Annotated in this window: 17 protein-coding genes; all 17 read left to right on the forward strand. The window is 34.2% G+C overall.

Annotated features, from left to right (window positions below):
• Positions 1-228: 228 nt before the first annotated feature.
• The 17 genes from MHB63_10365 (at position 229) to MHB63_10445 (ending at position 16,062) form a co-directional block, all read left to right on the forward strand.
• Complete coding sequence (locus MHB63_10365) at positions 229-372, forward strand: hypothetical protein (GenBank protein MEK3806934.1); 144 nt, start codon at positions 229-231, stop codon at positions 370-372.
• 156 nt (positions 373-528) lie between these two features.
• Complete coding sequence (locus MHB63_10370) at positions 529-660, forward strand: hypothetical protein (GenBank protein ID MEK3806935.1); 132 nt, start codon at positions 529-531, stop codon at positions 658-660.
• A 230-nt stretch (positions 661-890) separates the two neighbouring features.
• Positions 891-1,640, forward strand: a complete 750-nt coding sequence (locus MHB63_10375) for a YveK family protein (protein ID MEK3806936.1) — start codon at positions 891-893, stop codon at positions 1,638-1,640.
• Complete coding sequence (locus MHB63_10380; protein ID MEK3806937.1) at positions 1,630-2,328, forward strand: CpsD/CapB family tyrosine-protein kinase; 699 nt, start codon at positions 1,630-1,632, stop codon at positions 2,326-2,328. The genes MHB63_10375 and MHB63_10380 overlap by 11 nt, the downstream gene beginning before the upstream one ends.
• Positions 2,329-2,455: 127 nt before the next feature.
• Entirely contained in the window at positions 2,456-3,220 is a 765-nt protein-coding gene (locus tag MHB63_10385) for a CpsB/CapC family capsule biosynthesis tyrosine phosphatase (protein ID MEK3806938.1), read from the forward strand.
• 13 nt (positions 3,221-3,233) lie between these two features.
• Positions 3,234-3,380, forward strand: coding sequence for a hypothetical protein (locus MHB63_10390; protein MEK3806939.1), 147 nt, complete (start codon positions 3,234-3,236; stop codon positions 3,378-3,380).
• 19 nt (positions 3,381-3,399) lie between these two features.
• Positions 3,400-5,220, forward strand: coding sequence for a nucleoside-diphosphate sugar epimerase/dehydratase (locus MHB63_10395; protein ID MEK3806940.1), 1,821 nt, complete (start codon positions 3,400-3,402; stop codon positions 5,218-5,220).
• Positions 5,221-5,482: 262 nt separating this feature from the next.
• Positions 5,483-6,598, forward strand: coding sequence for an aminotransferase class I/II-fold pyridoxal phosphate-dependent enzyme (locus MHB63_10400; protein MEK3806941.1), 1,116 nt, complete (start codon positions 5,483-5,485; stop codon positions 6,596-6,598).
• A complete protein-coding gene (locus tag MHB63_10405) occupies positions 6,598-7,242 on the forward strand; it encodes a sugar transferase (protein ID MEK3806942.1) in 645 nt (214 codons plus the stop codon). Before MHB63_10400 ends, MHB63_10405 begins: the two co-directional genes overlap by 1 nt.
• Complete coding sequence (locus tag MHB63_10410; protein MEK3806943.1) at positions 7,239-7,856, forward strand: acetyltransferase; 618 nt, start codon at positions 7,239-7,241, stop codon at positions 7,854-7,856. The genes MHB63_10405 and MHB63_10410 overlap by 4 nt, the downstream gene beginning before the upstream one ends.
• Positions 7,857-7,859: 3 nt before the next feature.
• A complete protein-coding gene (locus MHB63_10415) occupies positions 7,860-8,987 on the forward strand; it encodes a glycosyltransferase family 4 protein (GenBank protein MEK3806944.1) in 1,128 nt (375 codons plus the stop codon).
• The gene (locus MHB63_10420; protein ID MEK3806945.1) at positions 8,962-10,347 is read left to right on the forward strand and encodes a nucleotide sugar dehydrogenase; all 1,386 of its coding nucleotides are present in this window, start codon (positions 8,962-8,964) and stop codon (positions 10,345-10,347) included. Before MHB63_10415 ends, MHB63_10420 begins: the two co-directional genes overlap by 26 nt.
• Positions 10,348-10,349: 2 nt before the next feature.
• Positions 10,350-11,327, forward strand: a complete 978-nt coding sequence (locus tag MHB63_10425; GenBank protein ID MEK3806946.1) for an SDR family oxidoreductase — start codon at positions 10,350-10,352, stop codon at positions 11,325-11,327.
• 4 nt (positions 11,328-11,331) lie between these two features.
• Positions 11,332-11,901 (forward strand): acyltransferase, encoded by a 570-nt coding sequence (locus tag MHB63_10430; GenBank protein MEK3806947.1) that lies wholly within the window; start codon positions 11,332-11,334, stop codon positions 11,899-11,901.
• A 45-nt stretch (positions 11,902-11,946) separates the two neighbouring features.
• The gene (locus MHB63_10435) at positions 11,947-12,831 is read left to right on the forward strand and encodes a glycosyltransferase family 2 protein (protein MEK3806948.1); all 885 of its coding nucleotides are present in this window, start codon (positions 11,947-11,949) and stop codon (positions 12,829-12,831) included.
• Between the two features lie 184 nt (positions 12,832-13,015).
• On the forward strand, positions 13,016-14,335 hold the full coding sequence (locus MHB63_10440) for an O-antigen polymerase (protein MEK3806949.1): 1,320 nt from the start codon (positions 13,016-13,018) through the stop codon (positions 14,333-14,335).
• Between the two features lie 260 nt (positions 14,336-14,595).
• Positions 14,596-16,062, forward strand: a complete 1,467-nt coding sequence (locus MHB63_10445; protein MEK3806950.1) for a lipopolysaccharide biosynthesis protein — start codon at positions 14,596-14,598, stop codon at positions 16,060-16,062.
• Positions 16,063-16,106: the final 44 nt, after the last annotated feature.

The raw sequence follows: 16,106 nt of genomic DNA on the forward strand, positions 1-16,106 counted from the left end.
ATGAAAATGTTCTGATATTCACGATAAGTACATCTCTACATTATAACGTAAAAAGAATAAATCAGAAAATGTCAGCAACATAATCAAATTAGGTTTAGCGGAAAGAAAATTCGGGGACATAAACAATAGTTCGACACGAATGCTATTTATAGTTGCCAGCCGACACAAAACGCAGTATAATCTGCTTGTTGTATATTTTTGTAAAATAAGAGAAAGGAAATTTGTAGAATGAAAGAAAACAGTTTGAAACAAGAAGAACTTCTGCAAATTTTAATGAGCGCCTACCAGAAAGGCGAGCATTCAAATGAAATTACCACCAAAGAACTGCTCGATGAGCTGATCCTCCAATTCAGAAAAGTATATGCCTCTTAATAAATGAACACCGAAAAGAGTCCGCAGTGAAAAGTGTGCGGACTTTTTTCGTCTACATCCTACCAAAGTTCTATTAAACTATTATTAATCCTCACCGATAATTAAGACATAAACATTTAGACATTTGTCGACAAGATTCGAGGGGGATTATTTTCAATGAGTCAATGGATTACACCGGAAGAAATGGAACGGAAGAGAGAGCTGAAAAAGCGCGTCGTTACAGTAACCATTCCTGTTTTGACAATAGCAATCACAGCGCTTGTAACCGTTTTAATAAACGGCCTATAATTCGTCAGGAGATTCGCGTTTTTGCGGGTCTCCTTTTTGCATTGGAAAAAAATTAATACACAATTTACAAATCCTTGTTATAATTGTCATTATTGTTCAAGAAAAACCAATAATTGATAAAACATGAGGAAATTATCACTTTTACTGTAAAAATCTGTAGCAAACCACTAGGTCTTTTATTATAATTCTCTTTGTGCTTTTTCTATTACATACCAAAAATGGAGGTCAACATGGAAGAAACCATCAGCTTGAAAGAGCTGTTTCAAACTTTAAAGAAACGTCTTTCACTCATCATCATTATCACGGCCATCGCCGCAGCTACAAGTGGACTTATCAGCTTTTTTGTTCTTACTCCTATCTATCAATCTTCTACTCAAATTCTCGTGAATCAGGCGAAAAGTGATCAGCAGGCATTTAATCCAGGCGAAGTACAAACGAACCTTCAACTCATTAATACGTACAACGTAATCATTAAAAGTCCAGCGATTCTTGACAAAGTCGTTCAACAACTTGATTTAGACATGTCAAGCAGTCAATTAAATTCAAATGTAACAGTTGCCAGTGAGCAGAACTCTCAAGTAGTAACCATATCTGTACAGGATGAAAAGCCGGAGCAGGCAGCTAAAATTGCAAACACGATTGCAACGGTCTTCCAAAATGACATCGCTAAAATTATGAATGTCAACAATGTAAGTATTCTTTCAAAAGCAGACTTAGGGACAGATCCTTCTCCTATTCAGCCTAAACCCCTAATGAACATTGCAATTGCTATTGTTATAGGCCTTATGGCAGGTGTGGGACTTGCGTTTCTACTCGAATATTTGGATAACACGATTAAGACAGAAGAAGATATTGAAAAACACCTTGGTCTTCCTGTATTAGGAGCAATTACTCGCATTGATATGGAGCAGGAAATGCAAAATCAAAAGAACGTGCAAACGAATGTTGCAAGAACGAGAGGTGAGAGCTTTGGCTCGTAAAGACCGCAAGCAATTGTTTCAGGTACAAAGCAGAAGTTTAGTGTCAATGACAGCTCCGAAATCGCCAATTGCAGAGCAGTACCGGACAATCCGTACGAACATTCAATTCTCAACGGTTGATGAAGAGATTACATCTATGATCGTCACGTCAGCTGGACCAGGCGAAGGAAAATCAACTACAGCAGCGAACGTTGCAGTCGTGTTTGCCCAACAAGGTAAAAAAGTCTTATTGGTAGATGCAGATTTAAGAAAACCAACAGCACATTACACATTTAAAGTGGACAACCTCTCAGGATTGACTAACGTCCTGACAAAGCAAACAAGCGTTACTCAAGCTGCGAAATACACGGATCAAGAGAATCTTTATCTTTTAACAAGCGGGCCGATTCCTCCAAACCCATCTGAATTGCTGGCCTCAAAAGGAATGAAGCAGCTAATTGAAGATGCAAAAAGAGACTTTGACATGATTATTTTTGATACGCCTCCAGTACTTGTTGTAACAGATGCACAGATTCTTTCCAACATAGTCGATGGAGCTCTGCTTGTAGTCAGCAGCGGTAAAACAGACCTTGAGGGAGCGAAAAAAGCGAAAGATGCATTGGTACAATCACAAGCTAAGATATTAGGTACAGTTTTAAACAATAAAAAGCAGCAGGACAATCAGTATTATTATTACGCATCAAAATAACGGAGTTTCGACAAAATACACCTCTTTTGGACTAGTTCATAATATGGTGATATTCCAAAGGATTTATAAATATAAATAGGCATTAACACTCTTAATGCCTATTCTATCTATACGGGCGGTGGTTCTTATGATTGATATACATTCACATATTTTACCTGGGGTAGATGACGGAGCGGCAACTTCTGAAGAAGCAATTCAAATTGCTAAAGCGGCAGTTGAAGAAGGTATTACAACAATTATTGCCACACCCCATCACCAAAACGGCAAATACATAAACGGCAAACAGACCATTCTAGAAAATGTTGAAGCATTAAACACACTACTTCAAAATGAAAACATTCCCCTAACCATATTGCCTGGGCAGGAAACAAGAATTCATGGAGACTTGATGAATGAATTGGAAACCGACGTCATTCTGCCGCTCAACCACACAAACTATATTTTCATTGAACTCCCGTCAGGACATGTGCCGAGATACACTGAGCAGATGCTGTTTGATCTTCAGCTCAAGGGACTTACACCAATTATTGTGCATCCGGAACGGAACGGGGAATTTATTGAAAACCCTGATTTGCTGTACAGGCTTGTCAGCAACGGGGCACTTACTCAGATTACCTCATCCAGTATTACGGGACATTTCGGAAAAAACATCAAGAAATTCACCTTGCAGCTTGTAGAAGCGCAGCTTACTCATTTCCTTGCGTCGGATGTTCACAGTCTGAAAAACAGACCGTTTCGCTTGAGTGAGGGCTATGTGGCTCTAGCCAAAGAATTTGGTCAGGAAGCATTATACATATTTAGAGAAAATGCAGAATTACTTGTTAAGAACCAAACCGTTTATAAAACCGATCCTTCAAGGATTAAAAAGAAAAAATTCCTGGGGTTATTTTAAGGGGTAAGAAAAATTGAACGTAGATCAATTTCCGAAAACGATTGCCAAAACCGTTCGTTATATAAAACGAGAGGCCAGTGATCAGCAAGTTTTACAGCTGGAAAAACTGTTAAAAGAAACAATTGAGGCTCGCCTCAAAGAAAAAATAAAGAAAATCTAAAAGAAAGGAAGGGAAATAAATGACCTACAAAAAAAGAATTGCCATGCTGATTGCCATTGATTCCGTCATTGTCCTGACAGCCATCTATTTAGGGTACTTTATTCTGCATCCATATTTAAACATCTTCACCATGCCCATTTTATTTTTTAGCTCCATTACACTATTAATCAGCCATCATATCTTTGCTCATTTCTACCACCTATATAAAAAAGCATGGCAGTATGCAAGCGTCGGTGAGTTAGTAGGTATTGTGAAAGCCGTATCTTTATCAATTGTACTTGCAGCAGTTGCACAATCACTGGTATTTGGCCACATCTATGTACGTGTATATTTCATCACCTGGATGCTCCATGTTCTCCTAATAGGAGGATCTAGATTTTCATGGAGAATGGTAAGACACCGGTTAATCGGAAAAGCAATTAATAAAAAGAGAACCCTTATTATTGGCGCAGGTGCAGCGGGTACGATGATTGCCCGTCAATTATTAAACAATACGGATAACGACCTATATCCTATTGCCTTTGCAGACGATGATCCTAAAAAGCTGAACCTTCACATTATGGGCATTCCAGTAGAAGGCAAGACAGAAAATATCACAACAATTGTTGAAAAATATAAGATTGAGAACATCGTCATTGCAATCCCATCTCTAAATAAAAAAGGGTTAAAAGGAATTTTTGAAGAGTGCGGCAAAACAAATGCTAAAACTCAAATCATTCCTAAAATTGAGGATTTAATGACTGGGAAAGTTTCTGTTAATGAATTCAGGGACGTGAAAGTTGAGGATCTGCTTGGACGGGAGCCAGTAGAGCTTGATATTCAGTCAATTTCAAAGAAAATAACAGGAAACACAGTATTAGTTACAGGTGCCGGCGGATCGATAGGCTCTGAAATTTGCAGACAGGTAAGTAAATTCAAACCTAAAAAACTATTGCTACTCGGTCATGGTGAAAATTCTATCTATTCAATTGATATGGAACTTCGGAATATGTATCAGAACGAATTTGAAATTGTTCCAGTCATAGCAGATATACAAGATCGTTTCAGAATCTTTGAAATCATGGAAAATCACAAGCCGAATGTTGTTTATCACGCAGCGGCCCATAAGCATGTTCCTTTAATGGAATATAATCCTAAAGAGGCTGTTAAAAACAACGTGATTGGTACAAAAAATGTTGCCGAAGCCGCTGATACTTTCGGAGTGAATACATTTGTATTAGTTTCATCTGATAAAGCCGTAAACCCAACAAACGTTATGGGTTCCACAAAGAGAATAGCGGAAATGGTCATTCAGAAACTAGATAAGGAAAGTCAAACAAACTTCGTTGCTGTCCGATTCGGGAATGTACTAGGAAGCCGCGGAAGCGTAATCCCTTTGTTTAAGAAACAGATACAGGCTGGCGGACCGGTTACGGTAACGCATCCTGATATGACCAGATATTTCATGACCATCCCTGAAGCTTCAAGACTTGTAATGCAAGCTGGAGCACTTGCACGCGGCGGTGAGATATTCGTTCTTGACATGGGAGAGCCAGTTAAGATTGTTGATTTGGCAAAGAATTTGATTCGCTTGTCTGGTTATTCAGAGGAGGAAATTGGGTTGAAATTCTCTGGAATTCGACCTGGAGAAAAAATGTATGAGGAACTTCTTGGGGAAAATGAAGTTCATGGTAAAGCTGTTTTTCCTAAGATTTTTATTGGGAAAACAGTAGAGTTCGAGTATGGAAGAGTTTCAAACTTGATTGAAAATCATGCAGATTTTAAAGCAGAGTATTTAGCCAATTATGTATTGGAGTTAGCGAATAAGAAAGAAAGACATTTAGTTAATAACATAAATTAATGATTGGAAGCTATGCACAAGCTAACGTAAAAATTAAATACTAATGCTGGACTTGTTATCAAGCTTTTATATCCAGCGGTAAAAGTAGGACTTTATTGAGAATGCACTTAATATAGGGAATGATAATTATTCAATCCCTATATTAATGCAAATTTAGTGGCCTATTAGTTCATTGGATAATATATGAAACTTCAATTAAGTAATAAACTACTAAAAAATTTAGTGCATTTAATTACATCCACAACAGGAGGAAGACTTAAAAATGGGAAATAGAATATTCCTCTCATCACCACATATGAGTGATGAAGGGTTTGAAATGCAATATGTGCAGGAAGCTTTTGATACAAATTGGATTGCCCCCCTAGGCGAGAACGTAAATGGATTTGAAAAAGAACTAGCTGAAAAGGTTGGCTCAAAAGCGGCTGCAGCCCTTTCTTCAGGCACAGCTGCTATTCATTTAGCTCTTAAAGCAGCGGGAGTTGGAGAAGGAGATATTGTATTCTGTCCAACGCTTACGTTTTCTGCTACTGCAAATCCAATCATCTATCAACATGCAACTCCGGTTTTTATAGATAGCGATTATGCAACTTGGAATATATGCCCTGCAGCTTTGGAGAAGGCTTTTATAGAATATCCAAATGTAAAAGCAGTAATTGTCGTTCACCTTTATGGTCTCTCAGCAGATATGGACAAGATTATGGAAATCTGCCGAAGACACAATGTCGCCGTTATTGAAGATGCTGCTGAGTCTTTGGGGACTTACTATAAGGGTAAGCATACAGGTACTTTTGGTGATTATGGTATTTTCTCATTTAATGGAAATAAGATTATCACAACTTCTGGCGGGGGGATGCTTGTTTCAAATAATGAAGAGAGAATTGTTAAGGCGAGATTTTGGGCAACACAGTCCCGAGATCAAGCTAGACATTATCAGCATAGTGAATTAGGTTTCAATTATCGTATGAGCAATGTTGCTGCAGGGATTGGGAGAGGGCAGCTAAAGGTGTTAGATCAAAGAGTTTCTAAAAAGAACTATATTTTTGAGTTTTACAAAAGAGAACTTGGAGGGCTTGAAGGTGTTGAGTTTATGCCTAGCAATGAATGGGATGAACCGAATTTTTGGTTAAGCTCAATGGTGTTGACTGGTGAAGTAAGACCTTTTGATATATTTGATGCATTGGAAACTGAGAATATAGAGTCAAGACCAGTTTGGAAACCGATGCATATGCAGCCATTCTTTGAAAAGTATGATTTTATAGGAGAAGGTGTATCGGAGAAATTGTTTGAGAATGGTGTTTGTCTGCCATCTGATACGAAAATGACGAATGAGGATTTAGAAAGAGTTATAAAGACTATTAAGGGGTTGTGGTTGAAATAATGGGGACTTCTAGAGAGGGTATTTATAGAAGGTTTGTAAAAAGACCAATGGATTTCATCCTTTCTTTAATTGCACTTATTGTTCTTAGTCCAGTATTACTAATTGTTGCTTTGCTAGTAAGAACGAAGTTAGGTAGTCCGGTATTATTTAAGCAAAAACGACCTGGATTAAATGAAGAGATTTTCATGATGTATAAGTTCAGGACTATGACGGACGCGAGAGACGAAAACGGTAATCTGCTTCCAGATCATGTCAGGTTAACGAAATTTGGCAGGTTATTACGTTCTACATCTCTTGATGAATTACCAGAACTCATTAATATCTTGAAGGGTGATATGTCCATTATAGGTCCTAGACCATTATTGGTGCAGTATTTACAGCTGTATACCGACCACCAGAAAAGACGTCACGAAGTCAGGCCAGGGCTATCTGGTTTAGCTCAGGTCAATGGAAGAAATGCGATTAGCTGGGAAGATAAGTTTAATCTCGATGTTGAATATGTGGAAAATGTAAGGTTTATTGAAGATTGGAAGATCATCTTTTTAACCGTTAAAAAGGTTTTTGTTAGAGAAGGTATTAATTCAGGTACTGCTGCTACGATCGAACCTTTCAAAGGATCCCAAGAGGAAACAATTAAAATATGAAGAACAAACTTTTAATAATAGGTGCTAGCGGCCATGGAAAAGTTGTTGCGGACATCGCATTGAAAATGAATAAATGGCATACCATTGCTTTTTTAGATGATGACGAAAGTATCACTTCATCAATGGGGTTAGAAGTCATTGGTTCTTCAGATGAGGTAGTTGCACATAAAAGAGAATGGGATGTTTTTGTTGGTATTGGCAACAATGCTACAAGACAAAGAATTCATAAAATGCTGGAGGATGCTGGGGCTAGTATTCCAGTATTAGTTCATCCGAATGCAGTTATAGGATCACATATAAGACTGGGTCTTGGAACAGTTGTTATGGCTGGGGCAATAATTAATTGCTGTAGCAATATAGCCAAAGGCTGCATTATTAATACTGGCTCTACAATTGACCATGATAACTGTATTGAAGATTTTGTTCATATATCCCCTGGAGTTCATTTAGCAGGATCGGTCAAAATTGGACAAGGGACCTGGATAGGGATAGGAAGTGCAGTCAGTAATAATATAACCATCACTGGAGGATGTAAAGTAGGTGCTGGGGCTGTTGTGGTTAAGGATATAACTGAACCTGGAGTTTATATTGGTGTTCCAGTTAGGAGAGTATAGGCTGTGAAAATACTTGTATTAGCTAATTTTGGCATGGGATTATATAACTTTAGGAAAGAGTTATTAGAGGAACTAATTAAACAAGACAATCAAGTTTACATTTCTTTACCTCATGATGATTACGTTCCTAGGTTAGAAAAAATAGGCTGTCAGTTTATAGATACTCATCTAGAAAGAAGAGGAACAAATCCATTTAGAGATTTTAAGCTGTTACTTGACTATATCGGAATAATAAAGCGAATTAAACCAGATGTCGTTTTAACATACACGATTAAACCTAATATTTATGGTGGAATAGCATGTGCGATAACCAAAACTCCGTTTATTACGAATATAACAGGTCTTGGCACAGCTGTTGAAAATAAAGGGTTTATTCAAAAAATTACTCTAATGCTCTATAAGATAGGTTTAAGGAAAGCTTCTTGTGTTTTTTTTCAAAATAAAACTAATCGCATGTTTTTTGAAGACAATAAAATTGTAAGTAGTAAGACAAGGTTAATTCCAGGATCAGGGGTAAATATACAACAGCATAAATACGAATCATACCCTCTGAATGATGAAAAAATAAGATTCCTTTTTATTGGTCGAATTATGAAATCAAAAGGAATAGAAGAATTACTGGAAGCTTCTAAGTTAGTGAAAGCGAAATATCCAAATGTCCAATTTGATTTGATTGGTGGAATAGAAGAAAATTACATTGAACAAATAGATAAATTAGAGAGCCTGGATATTATCAAATATCATGGACAGCAAGATGATGTCCATTCATTTATAAAAAATTCCCATGCTACAATACTCCCTTCTTATCATGAAGGTTTAGCTAATGTTCTTCTTGAATCGGCGTCATCAGGAAGGCCAGTTTTGTCTTCAAAAGTTCCTGGTTGTGTAGAAACTTTTGAAGAAGGTTTGTCGGGTTATGGTTTTGAGTCTAAGAACGTCGAAAGCCTCGTGAATGCCATTATAAACTTTATAAACTTACCTTACGATCAAAAAAAAGAAATGGGAGTATCTGGTCGAAGAAAAATGAAAAATGAATTTAATAGGAATATAGTTATTAATGCTTACCTGCAAGAAATAAATAAGATTATGATTAAGGAGAACAATAATGAATTTATACGAGAAGTTAGTTAATAAAGAAGAGAAGATCTCTTTAGTTGGATTAGGTTATGTTGGAATGCCGATAGCTGTGGCATTTGCTAAGAAAGTTAATGTAATCGGTTTTGATGTTAATGAACCCAAAATTGAATTATATAAAAAAGGTATAGACCCAACTAAAGAAGTAGGAAATGAAGTTATTAAGAACACAACTGTTGAGTTTACATCAGACGAAGCAAGACTTAGAGAAGTGAAATTTCATATTGTAGCCGTGCCTACGCCAGTAAAAGATGACCATACTCCTGATTTAACTCCTGTTGAATCCGCAAGCCGAACTCTTGGCAGAAATTTAACAAAAGGAGCAATAGTTGTTTTTGAATCTACAGTATATCCAGGGGTTACCGAGGATATTTGTGTACCAATATTAGAAAAAGAGTCTGGATTAAAATGCGGTATTGACTTTAAAGTTGGCTATTCTCCTGAAAGAATTAATCCCGGAGACAAAATTCATAGACTTGAAACAATTGTTAAAGTTGTAGCAGGTCAAGATGAAGAAACGTTAGACATTATTGCAAAAGTCTATGAATTAGTTGTTGAAGCAGGTGTACATAAAGCAGCAAGTATTAAAGTTGCTGAAGCAGCAAAGGTTATTGAGAACTCCCAACGTGATATCAACATTGCTTTTATGAATGAACTGTCTATCATATTTAATAAAATGGGAATTGATACAAAAGCAGTACTTGAAGCAGCAGGAACTAAATGGAATTTCCTCAATTTTTCCCCGGGCTTAGTTGGAGGTCACTGTATTGGGGTTGATCCATACTACTTAACTTACAAAGCAGAGCAAATGGGGTATCATTCCCAGATTATCCTTTCAGGTAGAAAAATAAATGATGATATGGGTAAATATGTTGCTGAAAGTACAGTTAAGAAGATGATTAAAGCAAACAAGCAAGTAAACGGAGCGAAGGTAGCTATTTTTGGCGTTACATTTAAAGAAAACTGTCCAGATGTTCGAAATACAAAAGTGATAGACGTAATCAATGAACTGGAGGAATATGGTGTAGATGTCAAAGTTGTAGACCCTCAGGCAGATAAGGAAGATTTATGGCATGAATATAAAATCAACCTTTCTGAAGTAGAAGATATAAATGAGATGGATGCTGTAATCTTCGCTGTTCCACATGATGAATTTAAAGTTATCAAATTAGAAGATGTAAAAGAGATGTTTGGACGAAGTGAGTCTTTGATTTCAGAAGCTATGAAAGAAGTAGCAGCAACATCAGAGTTAGGTATAAGTATTCCTAAAGAAAAAGAATGTGTACTAATCGATCTTAAAGGGTTATTTAATAGAGAAGAAGCTGCAGCTAATGGATTTGCATATTGGAGGCTATAAAAATGGGTTATGAAAATATAAAGTTCCCTGAGGGGAGTACATTTTTAGTCACTGGATCTGCAGGATTTATTGGATCTAATTTAGTAGAAGCCATTCTTAATCTGGGGTACAAAGTCAGAGGGCTTGATAATCTTTCAACTGGAAAAAAAGAAAATGTAGAAGAGTTTATAAACAATCCAAATTACGAATTTATCGAAGGAGATATTCGTGATTTGGATACCTGTATGAAAGCTTGTGAAGGAATCGATTTCGTGCTAAATCAAGCTGCATGGGGAAGTGTTCCAAGAAGCATTGAAATGCCTTTGTTTTATGAAGAGGTTAATATTAAAGGAACTTTAAATATGATGGAAGCAGCAAGACAAACTGGAGTAAAGAAATTTGTTTATGCTTCTAGTTCATCAGTGTATGGTGATGAGCCAAATCTTCCAAAACAAGAGGGAAGAGAGGGAAATGTTTTGTCACCTTATGCACTTACGAAAAAGGTAGATGAGGAATATGGAAAACTCTATACAAAATTGTATGGCTTAGATACTTATGGTATGCGATACTTTAATGTTTTTGGGCGGAGACAAAATCCAGAGGGAGCTTATGCAGCTGTCATTCCGAAATTCATTAAACAATTGCTAAATAATGAAGCTCCTACAATAAACGGGGATGGAAAACAAAGCCGGGACTTTACATATATTGATAATGTAATTGAAGCTAATTTGAAAGCTTGTGTTGCATCGCATGAAGCAGCAGGACAGGCTTATAATATTGCGTGTGGCGGTAGAGAGTATTTGATTGATATTTATGTCCATTTGTTAAATGCGTTAGGAAAAGATATTCAGCCAATATTTGGACCTGAACGTAAAGGGGATATTAAGCATAGTAATGCTGATATAAGCAAAGCAAAAAAATATTTAGGTTTCAACCCTCAATGGAATTTTGACAAAGGTATTCAGGCTGCTATTGAGTGGTATAAGTCAAATTTAGGGTGAGAGTATGGTAAGAGGTAGGGAAAAATTTAGTAGATATAAACCTATTATTAGCAGTTTAGTGACTATATGTAATTTATTTCCGGAAGTTATAAGACAAAAACTTTTTGTGTTATTTCGTCTGACAACTGGAAATAAGGGACTTTTGATAAGATACATATTATTAAAATCATTAGCTAAATCATGTGGAGATAATGTCTCCGTACACCCCGGAGTTTACATCTTGAATCCTCAAAAAATATCTATTGGAAATAATGTAAGTATTCATCCTATGTGTTATATAGATGCACTAGGAGAAATAAATATTGGAAATGATGTTTCAATAGCGCATGGGGTGACAATCATGTCATCAACCCATCAGTATAGTAACTTAAAAATATCAATAAAAGATCAACCTGTTGATGCATTAAAAACTGATATTTATGAGAATGTTTGGGTAGGAGCAAAAGTGACAATTTTAGCTGGTGTGGAAGTGAATAGTGGAAGTGTTCTAGCAGCTGGAGCTGTTGTCACAAAGAACGTCGAAAGAGATACAATTGTAGGAGGAGTACCAGCAAAAAAAATAAAAAATAGATAAGAGATTAAGAACTAAAAATAGCGAAAAAAGCTAAGGAGTAAGGTTATGAATGATATAGTAATTTTAACCCCAACATATAACAGAGCCAATACTCTACCAAAATTATATGAGAGTTTGAAAAAGCAAGAAAATTATAATTTTAATTGGTTAATAATAGACGACGGGAGTACCGACGGTACGAGAAAATTAATTGAAGATTTCATTAACGAAAAGATAATTAATATAAATTATTATTATCAGAATAACGGTGGAAAAGCGAGAGCATTGAATAAAGGTTTTTCTAAATGTGGCATCAATACATTGATTATAGTGGTTGATAGTGATGATTATCTACTTCCCACAGCAATAAACACTTTTCTAGAATACAATAATGAATATGAAAATAATGAAGAAGTAGGTGGGTTATTTTTTCATTATAATACACCTGATGGTAAATTATTAAACTTTAGTGGCAATGAGATTACCAAAGATGAAATTTTAACTCGCTATGATTACAATGAAAAATACAAACAAAATGATGGATGTGTATGTTATTTTGGAAAAGCCATAGATAAATATAGATATCCTGAATTTGATGGGGAAAAATATGTAGGACCAACAGTCATTCAAATGGAGATGTCAGACAAGTATAAATTTGTATTCTCGCCTAAAGTGGTGGGGGTAGCAGAATATTTGATAGGAGGATTATCAAAAAGTGGTAGAAAATTAAGACTGGAAAATCCTCAAGGGATGATTTATTATTGCAATTTAATGATCACTCCCAAAGTAAGTTTATTTAAACAACTAAAATATTCTATATCTATTTGGCCTTATGCCAAAATAGCTAATAAATCTTTTTCAGAAGTTATTAACTCAGTTAGCAATCCCATTTTTCTCGTGCTTTCATATTTTCCTGGACTAATATTATTTTATATGTGGAAAAAGAAATGATATTAATTATAAAAAGCTAAACTGTGTTCAGGTTATTTTTCTTATCAATTCTCAAATAAAACACTTTGCAGAATAAAAAATGTATTTTTTTGGATAAATAAAACCGTAAATTAAATGTGGATATGTCTATTTCCTGTGATTTGGAATGTATCTTGATGGTAATACTCAAAAAAGGAAGAATTAAATGTTAAGTAAAAAAGACTTATATAATTTTAGTATATTATTATTTGCGATTTTCTTTTCTTTTAGCATTATTTTTCTTTCTGAAAATCCAACTTTTCATGTACTTGCACTCTGGATAACCGCTACTGTTGCTATTCTAATTGTTAAATTTGAAATATCGCATCCTTTAGTATGGTTTTCTAGTTCTTTTGTTCTCTATAGTACAGGTTATGCTATATTATATATTTTGGGATATCTTAATTCTGGGTACAACAAAGAAAACATTTTTATGCCGTTAGTTGCTTTAACTGTTGTTGTATTAGTAGTAGGTGTAAGAAAGTATGGTAGCCCGCAATTTCATGAAAAGAAAAACTCTTTTTTATTAAGAAACAATAAAAATAAAAAATTAATCGAATTTATTTTATTATTTTTAATTTTAATTTTATTTGTTAGTGTTGCAGTCTTATTTATTACTCCATTTGAAAGTAAGAATGATTTGCTTGCGAACAAAAATATCTTTTTTATAATAGGTGTTTATAGCACTAGATTTATCTCCTTTTTTTGCTGTTTTTATATGTTGTTATTCATAGATATAGATAAGAAGAAGACTAAATTATTTATTTTAATTTCTTCTATTCTAATCATTTTACTGTCATTATTTACCGGTGATCGGGATGCAATGTTTAGGTTTTTTGTTATCCTTATAATTACCTTATATGTATTGAGGAAAATTAGTAAAAAAACAATAATATCCCTCATACCAATAGGGGTTATATTTTTAATTGCAAGCAGATATTTTAAATATTATTTTGTTACTGGAGAACTTAAAGATTCCTTTGAAGAAGAAAGCTTTATATATAGTTTTTTTTCTACTGATTTCCTTGCAGCAGGAGAAAACCTACAAATCCTATTAAACAATACTTGGACTAAATCTCTTCATGGATTCTCCTTAATTGTTACTGATGTTATTTCTCCTTTTCTACCAGGGGGATCATTTTTAAATGTAGGAGCTTGGTTCAATTATACCTTTTATCCTAATTCCTATTCTAGGGCCTTTACCTTAGTAGGACAAGGCTACGTTATGGGAGGGATTGTAGGTATTATCGCAATCTTTTTGATCTTAGGTATTGGTATAAAATTTCTTTATATTAAAACAACGGAAAACGTTTATTGGTTAGTTCTCTATATTTATTCTATTCCGACAATAATATCTGCATTTAGGTCAACTCTTGGAACAGTGTATACAGGATTAACAAGAATAGCTTTGTTAAGTATTTTAATACACGCATTTTTATTTTTGTTAATTAATAATAGAGCTAAAAAGACAATACAAAAAAATTAAATTAATTAATTTGATTTAGGATTTTTGAAAGAATAGACTGACGAACTATATTTTAATAGAAAACTGGAAAGCAAAAAATGTAGTTAAACTGTCTTTCGAGAGCTAACAAATTATGAAATAAAATCTAGTAAATGGTATTGAAATTACTTCCTTAATCCTAATAATATTTGTATATATTTAAATTACTTTCTGTATAAATGCTATTGAAATATACCTAATTTCACAGAGATACACGTATTGCATTTCATGAAGGGATAAACATGACTAACATTATAAATAAAAAAGCTCAAAAGAGTTTAAAATGGACAGCAATAAAAACTTTATTCAATTCAATTATTCAACCTTTTTACAGAATCCTCTTAGCAATTTTACTGATTCCTTCTGATTTTGCATATATAGCAGTTATTACTTTGATTATATCATTTGCAGAAATGTTAAATAATGTTGGGGTTGGAGAAGCAGTAATTCAAAGGGATGATGTCACAAAAAAGGATTTATCTTCATTATTTTTTTTCAATCTTATCATTACATTTTTTATTGCAGGTCTTTTGTTTTTGAGTTCTAGTACTTTCGCATCCTATTATTCTATGAATGAGTTAGATCAGATAGTTAAAGTTCTTTCAATTACAGTCATCTTAAATGGATCTACTAGCTTATTTAAGTTTTATTTACATAAAGAGTTTCTTTTCAAACAAACTACATTAATACAAGTTATTAAAATAACGTTTGAGATTCTTATGTCTATAATTCTGATTGTAATTGGATACAGTATTTGGGGTTATGTTATTGGAATATTAGTTTCAAATGCTGTACATGCAATTTTACTTGCCTATTTTGTTTTTAAAAAAACTGACTTTAGAATCGGTTTCAATTTCTCTATCAAAAGCCTTTCTAGATTTTTAAACTTTGGAATATTTGTAAGCGGAAAAAAAACGCTTACTTTTATCAGTCATAGAATAGATGAAGTAATTATTGGGGGGTTACTTTCAGCTGAAATTCTAGGGGCTTACTATTTAGCTAAAAATATCCTGCTACAATGTCAAACATTGATAACTACTTCTTTTGGTCAAGTGTTATTGCCATTATTCTCTAAACTGAAAAACGATTTAGACTTACTGAAAAGATACTATGTGAATATACTTTTCGTAGTTTCTTTCCTAAGTTTTCCTGTATTCATAGGAATAATACTTACCGCTCAGTATTTTGTTCCTCTTATTTTCGGTGAAGAGTGGGAGTTAAGTATAGGGGTATTTAAATTACTATCAATCCCAGTCATTTTTGAAGTACTATCAGCAGGTATAACTAGTTCCTTACTTTATTCTCAAAACAAAACCATCTTAGTATTTATTATAGATTTAATATTTGCATTGGGATATTTAGGCCTTTTATTTGTTTTTAATAATAATGACTTAGATAATATTATTTATTTATATAGTGGTTATATTATTTTGAAATTCATTATTAGCCAATATTTTTTAGGGAAAATCTTAACTTTAAATTATAAAAATTATGTAAACATCTTTAAAGAAAGCCTAATTTCAACGATAGTGATGGCTATAACAGTGATTTTTTTACAAAAAGTTTTGGAGACTTATTTCCATACTTCCATATTACTTATCCTTTCTGTCTGTTGTGGAGGAGTAGTATATATTTTGCTAAACATTGTTTTAAACAAAGAAAGAACTTTTTCGGTATTCAAACTAGCCAAAGATATAGTAAGGCGTTGAGGAAAAGGATGGAAAGCAAGTTTATTAAAGTAGTTATTATCCAC

It is taken from the genome of Bacillus sp. FSL H8-0547 (genome assembly GCA_038002745.1).
Lineage (GTDB): Bacteria > Bacillota > Bacilli > Bacillales > Bacillaceae > Bacillus_P.

Bases quoted from the DNA above. Each gene is read 5' to 3' on its own strand.
- MHB63_10410 (MEK3806943.1), top strand. From the start codon at position 7,239: ATGAAGAACAAACTTTTAATAATAGGTGCTAGCGGCCATGGAAAAGTT.
- MHB63_10365 (MEK3806934.1), top strand. From the start codon at position 229: ATGAAAGAAAACAGTTTGAAACAAGAAGAACTTCTGCAAATTTTAATG.
- MHB63_10445 (MEK3806950.1), top strand. From the start codon at position 14,596: ATGACTAACATTATAAATAAAAAAGCTCAAAAGAGTTTAAAATGGACA.
- MHB63_10425 (MEK3806946.1), top strand. From the start codon at position 10,350: ATGGGTTATGAAAATATAAAGTTCCCTGAGGGGAGTACATTTTTAGTC.
- MHB63_10405 (MEK3806942.1), top strand. From the start codon at position 6,598: ATGGGGACTTCTAGAGAGGGTATTTATAGAAGGTTTGTAAAAAGACCA.
- MHB63_10420 (MEK3806945.1), top strand. From the start codon at position 8,962: ATGAATTTATACGAGAAGTTAGTTAATAAAGAAGAGAAGATCTCTTTA.
- MHB63_10440 (MEK3806949.1), top strand. From the start codon at position 13,016: ATGTTAAGTAAAAAAGACTTATATAATTTTAGTATATTATTATTTGCG.
- MHB63_10375 (MEK3806936.1), top strand. From the start codon at position 891: ATGGAAGAAACCATCAGCTTGAAAGAGCTGTTTCAAACTTTAAAGAAA.
- MHB63_10370 (MEK3806935.1), top strand. From the start codon at position 529: ATGAGTCAATGGATTACACCGGAAGAAATGGAACGGAAGAGAGAGCTG.
- MHB63_10435 (MEK3806948.1), top strand. From the start codon at position 11,947: ATGAATGATATAGTAATTTTAACCCCAACATATAACAGAGCCAATACT.
- MHB63_10385 (MEK3806938.1), top strand. From the start codon at position 2,456: ATGATTGATATACATTCACATATTTTACCTGGGGTAGATGACGGAGCG.
- MHB63_10395 (MEK3806940.1), top strand. From the start codon at position 3,400: ATGACCTACAAAAAAAGAATTGCCATGCTGATTGCCATTGATTCCGTC.
- MHB63_10400 (MEK3806941.1), top strand. From the start codon at position 5,483: ATGGGAAATAGAATATTCCTCTCATCACCACATATGAGTGATGAAGGG.
- MHB63_10430 (MEK3806947.1), top strand. From the start codon at position 11,332: ATGGTAAGAGGTAGGGAAAAATTTAGTAGATATAAACCTATTATTAGC.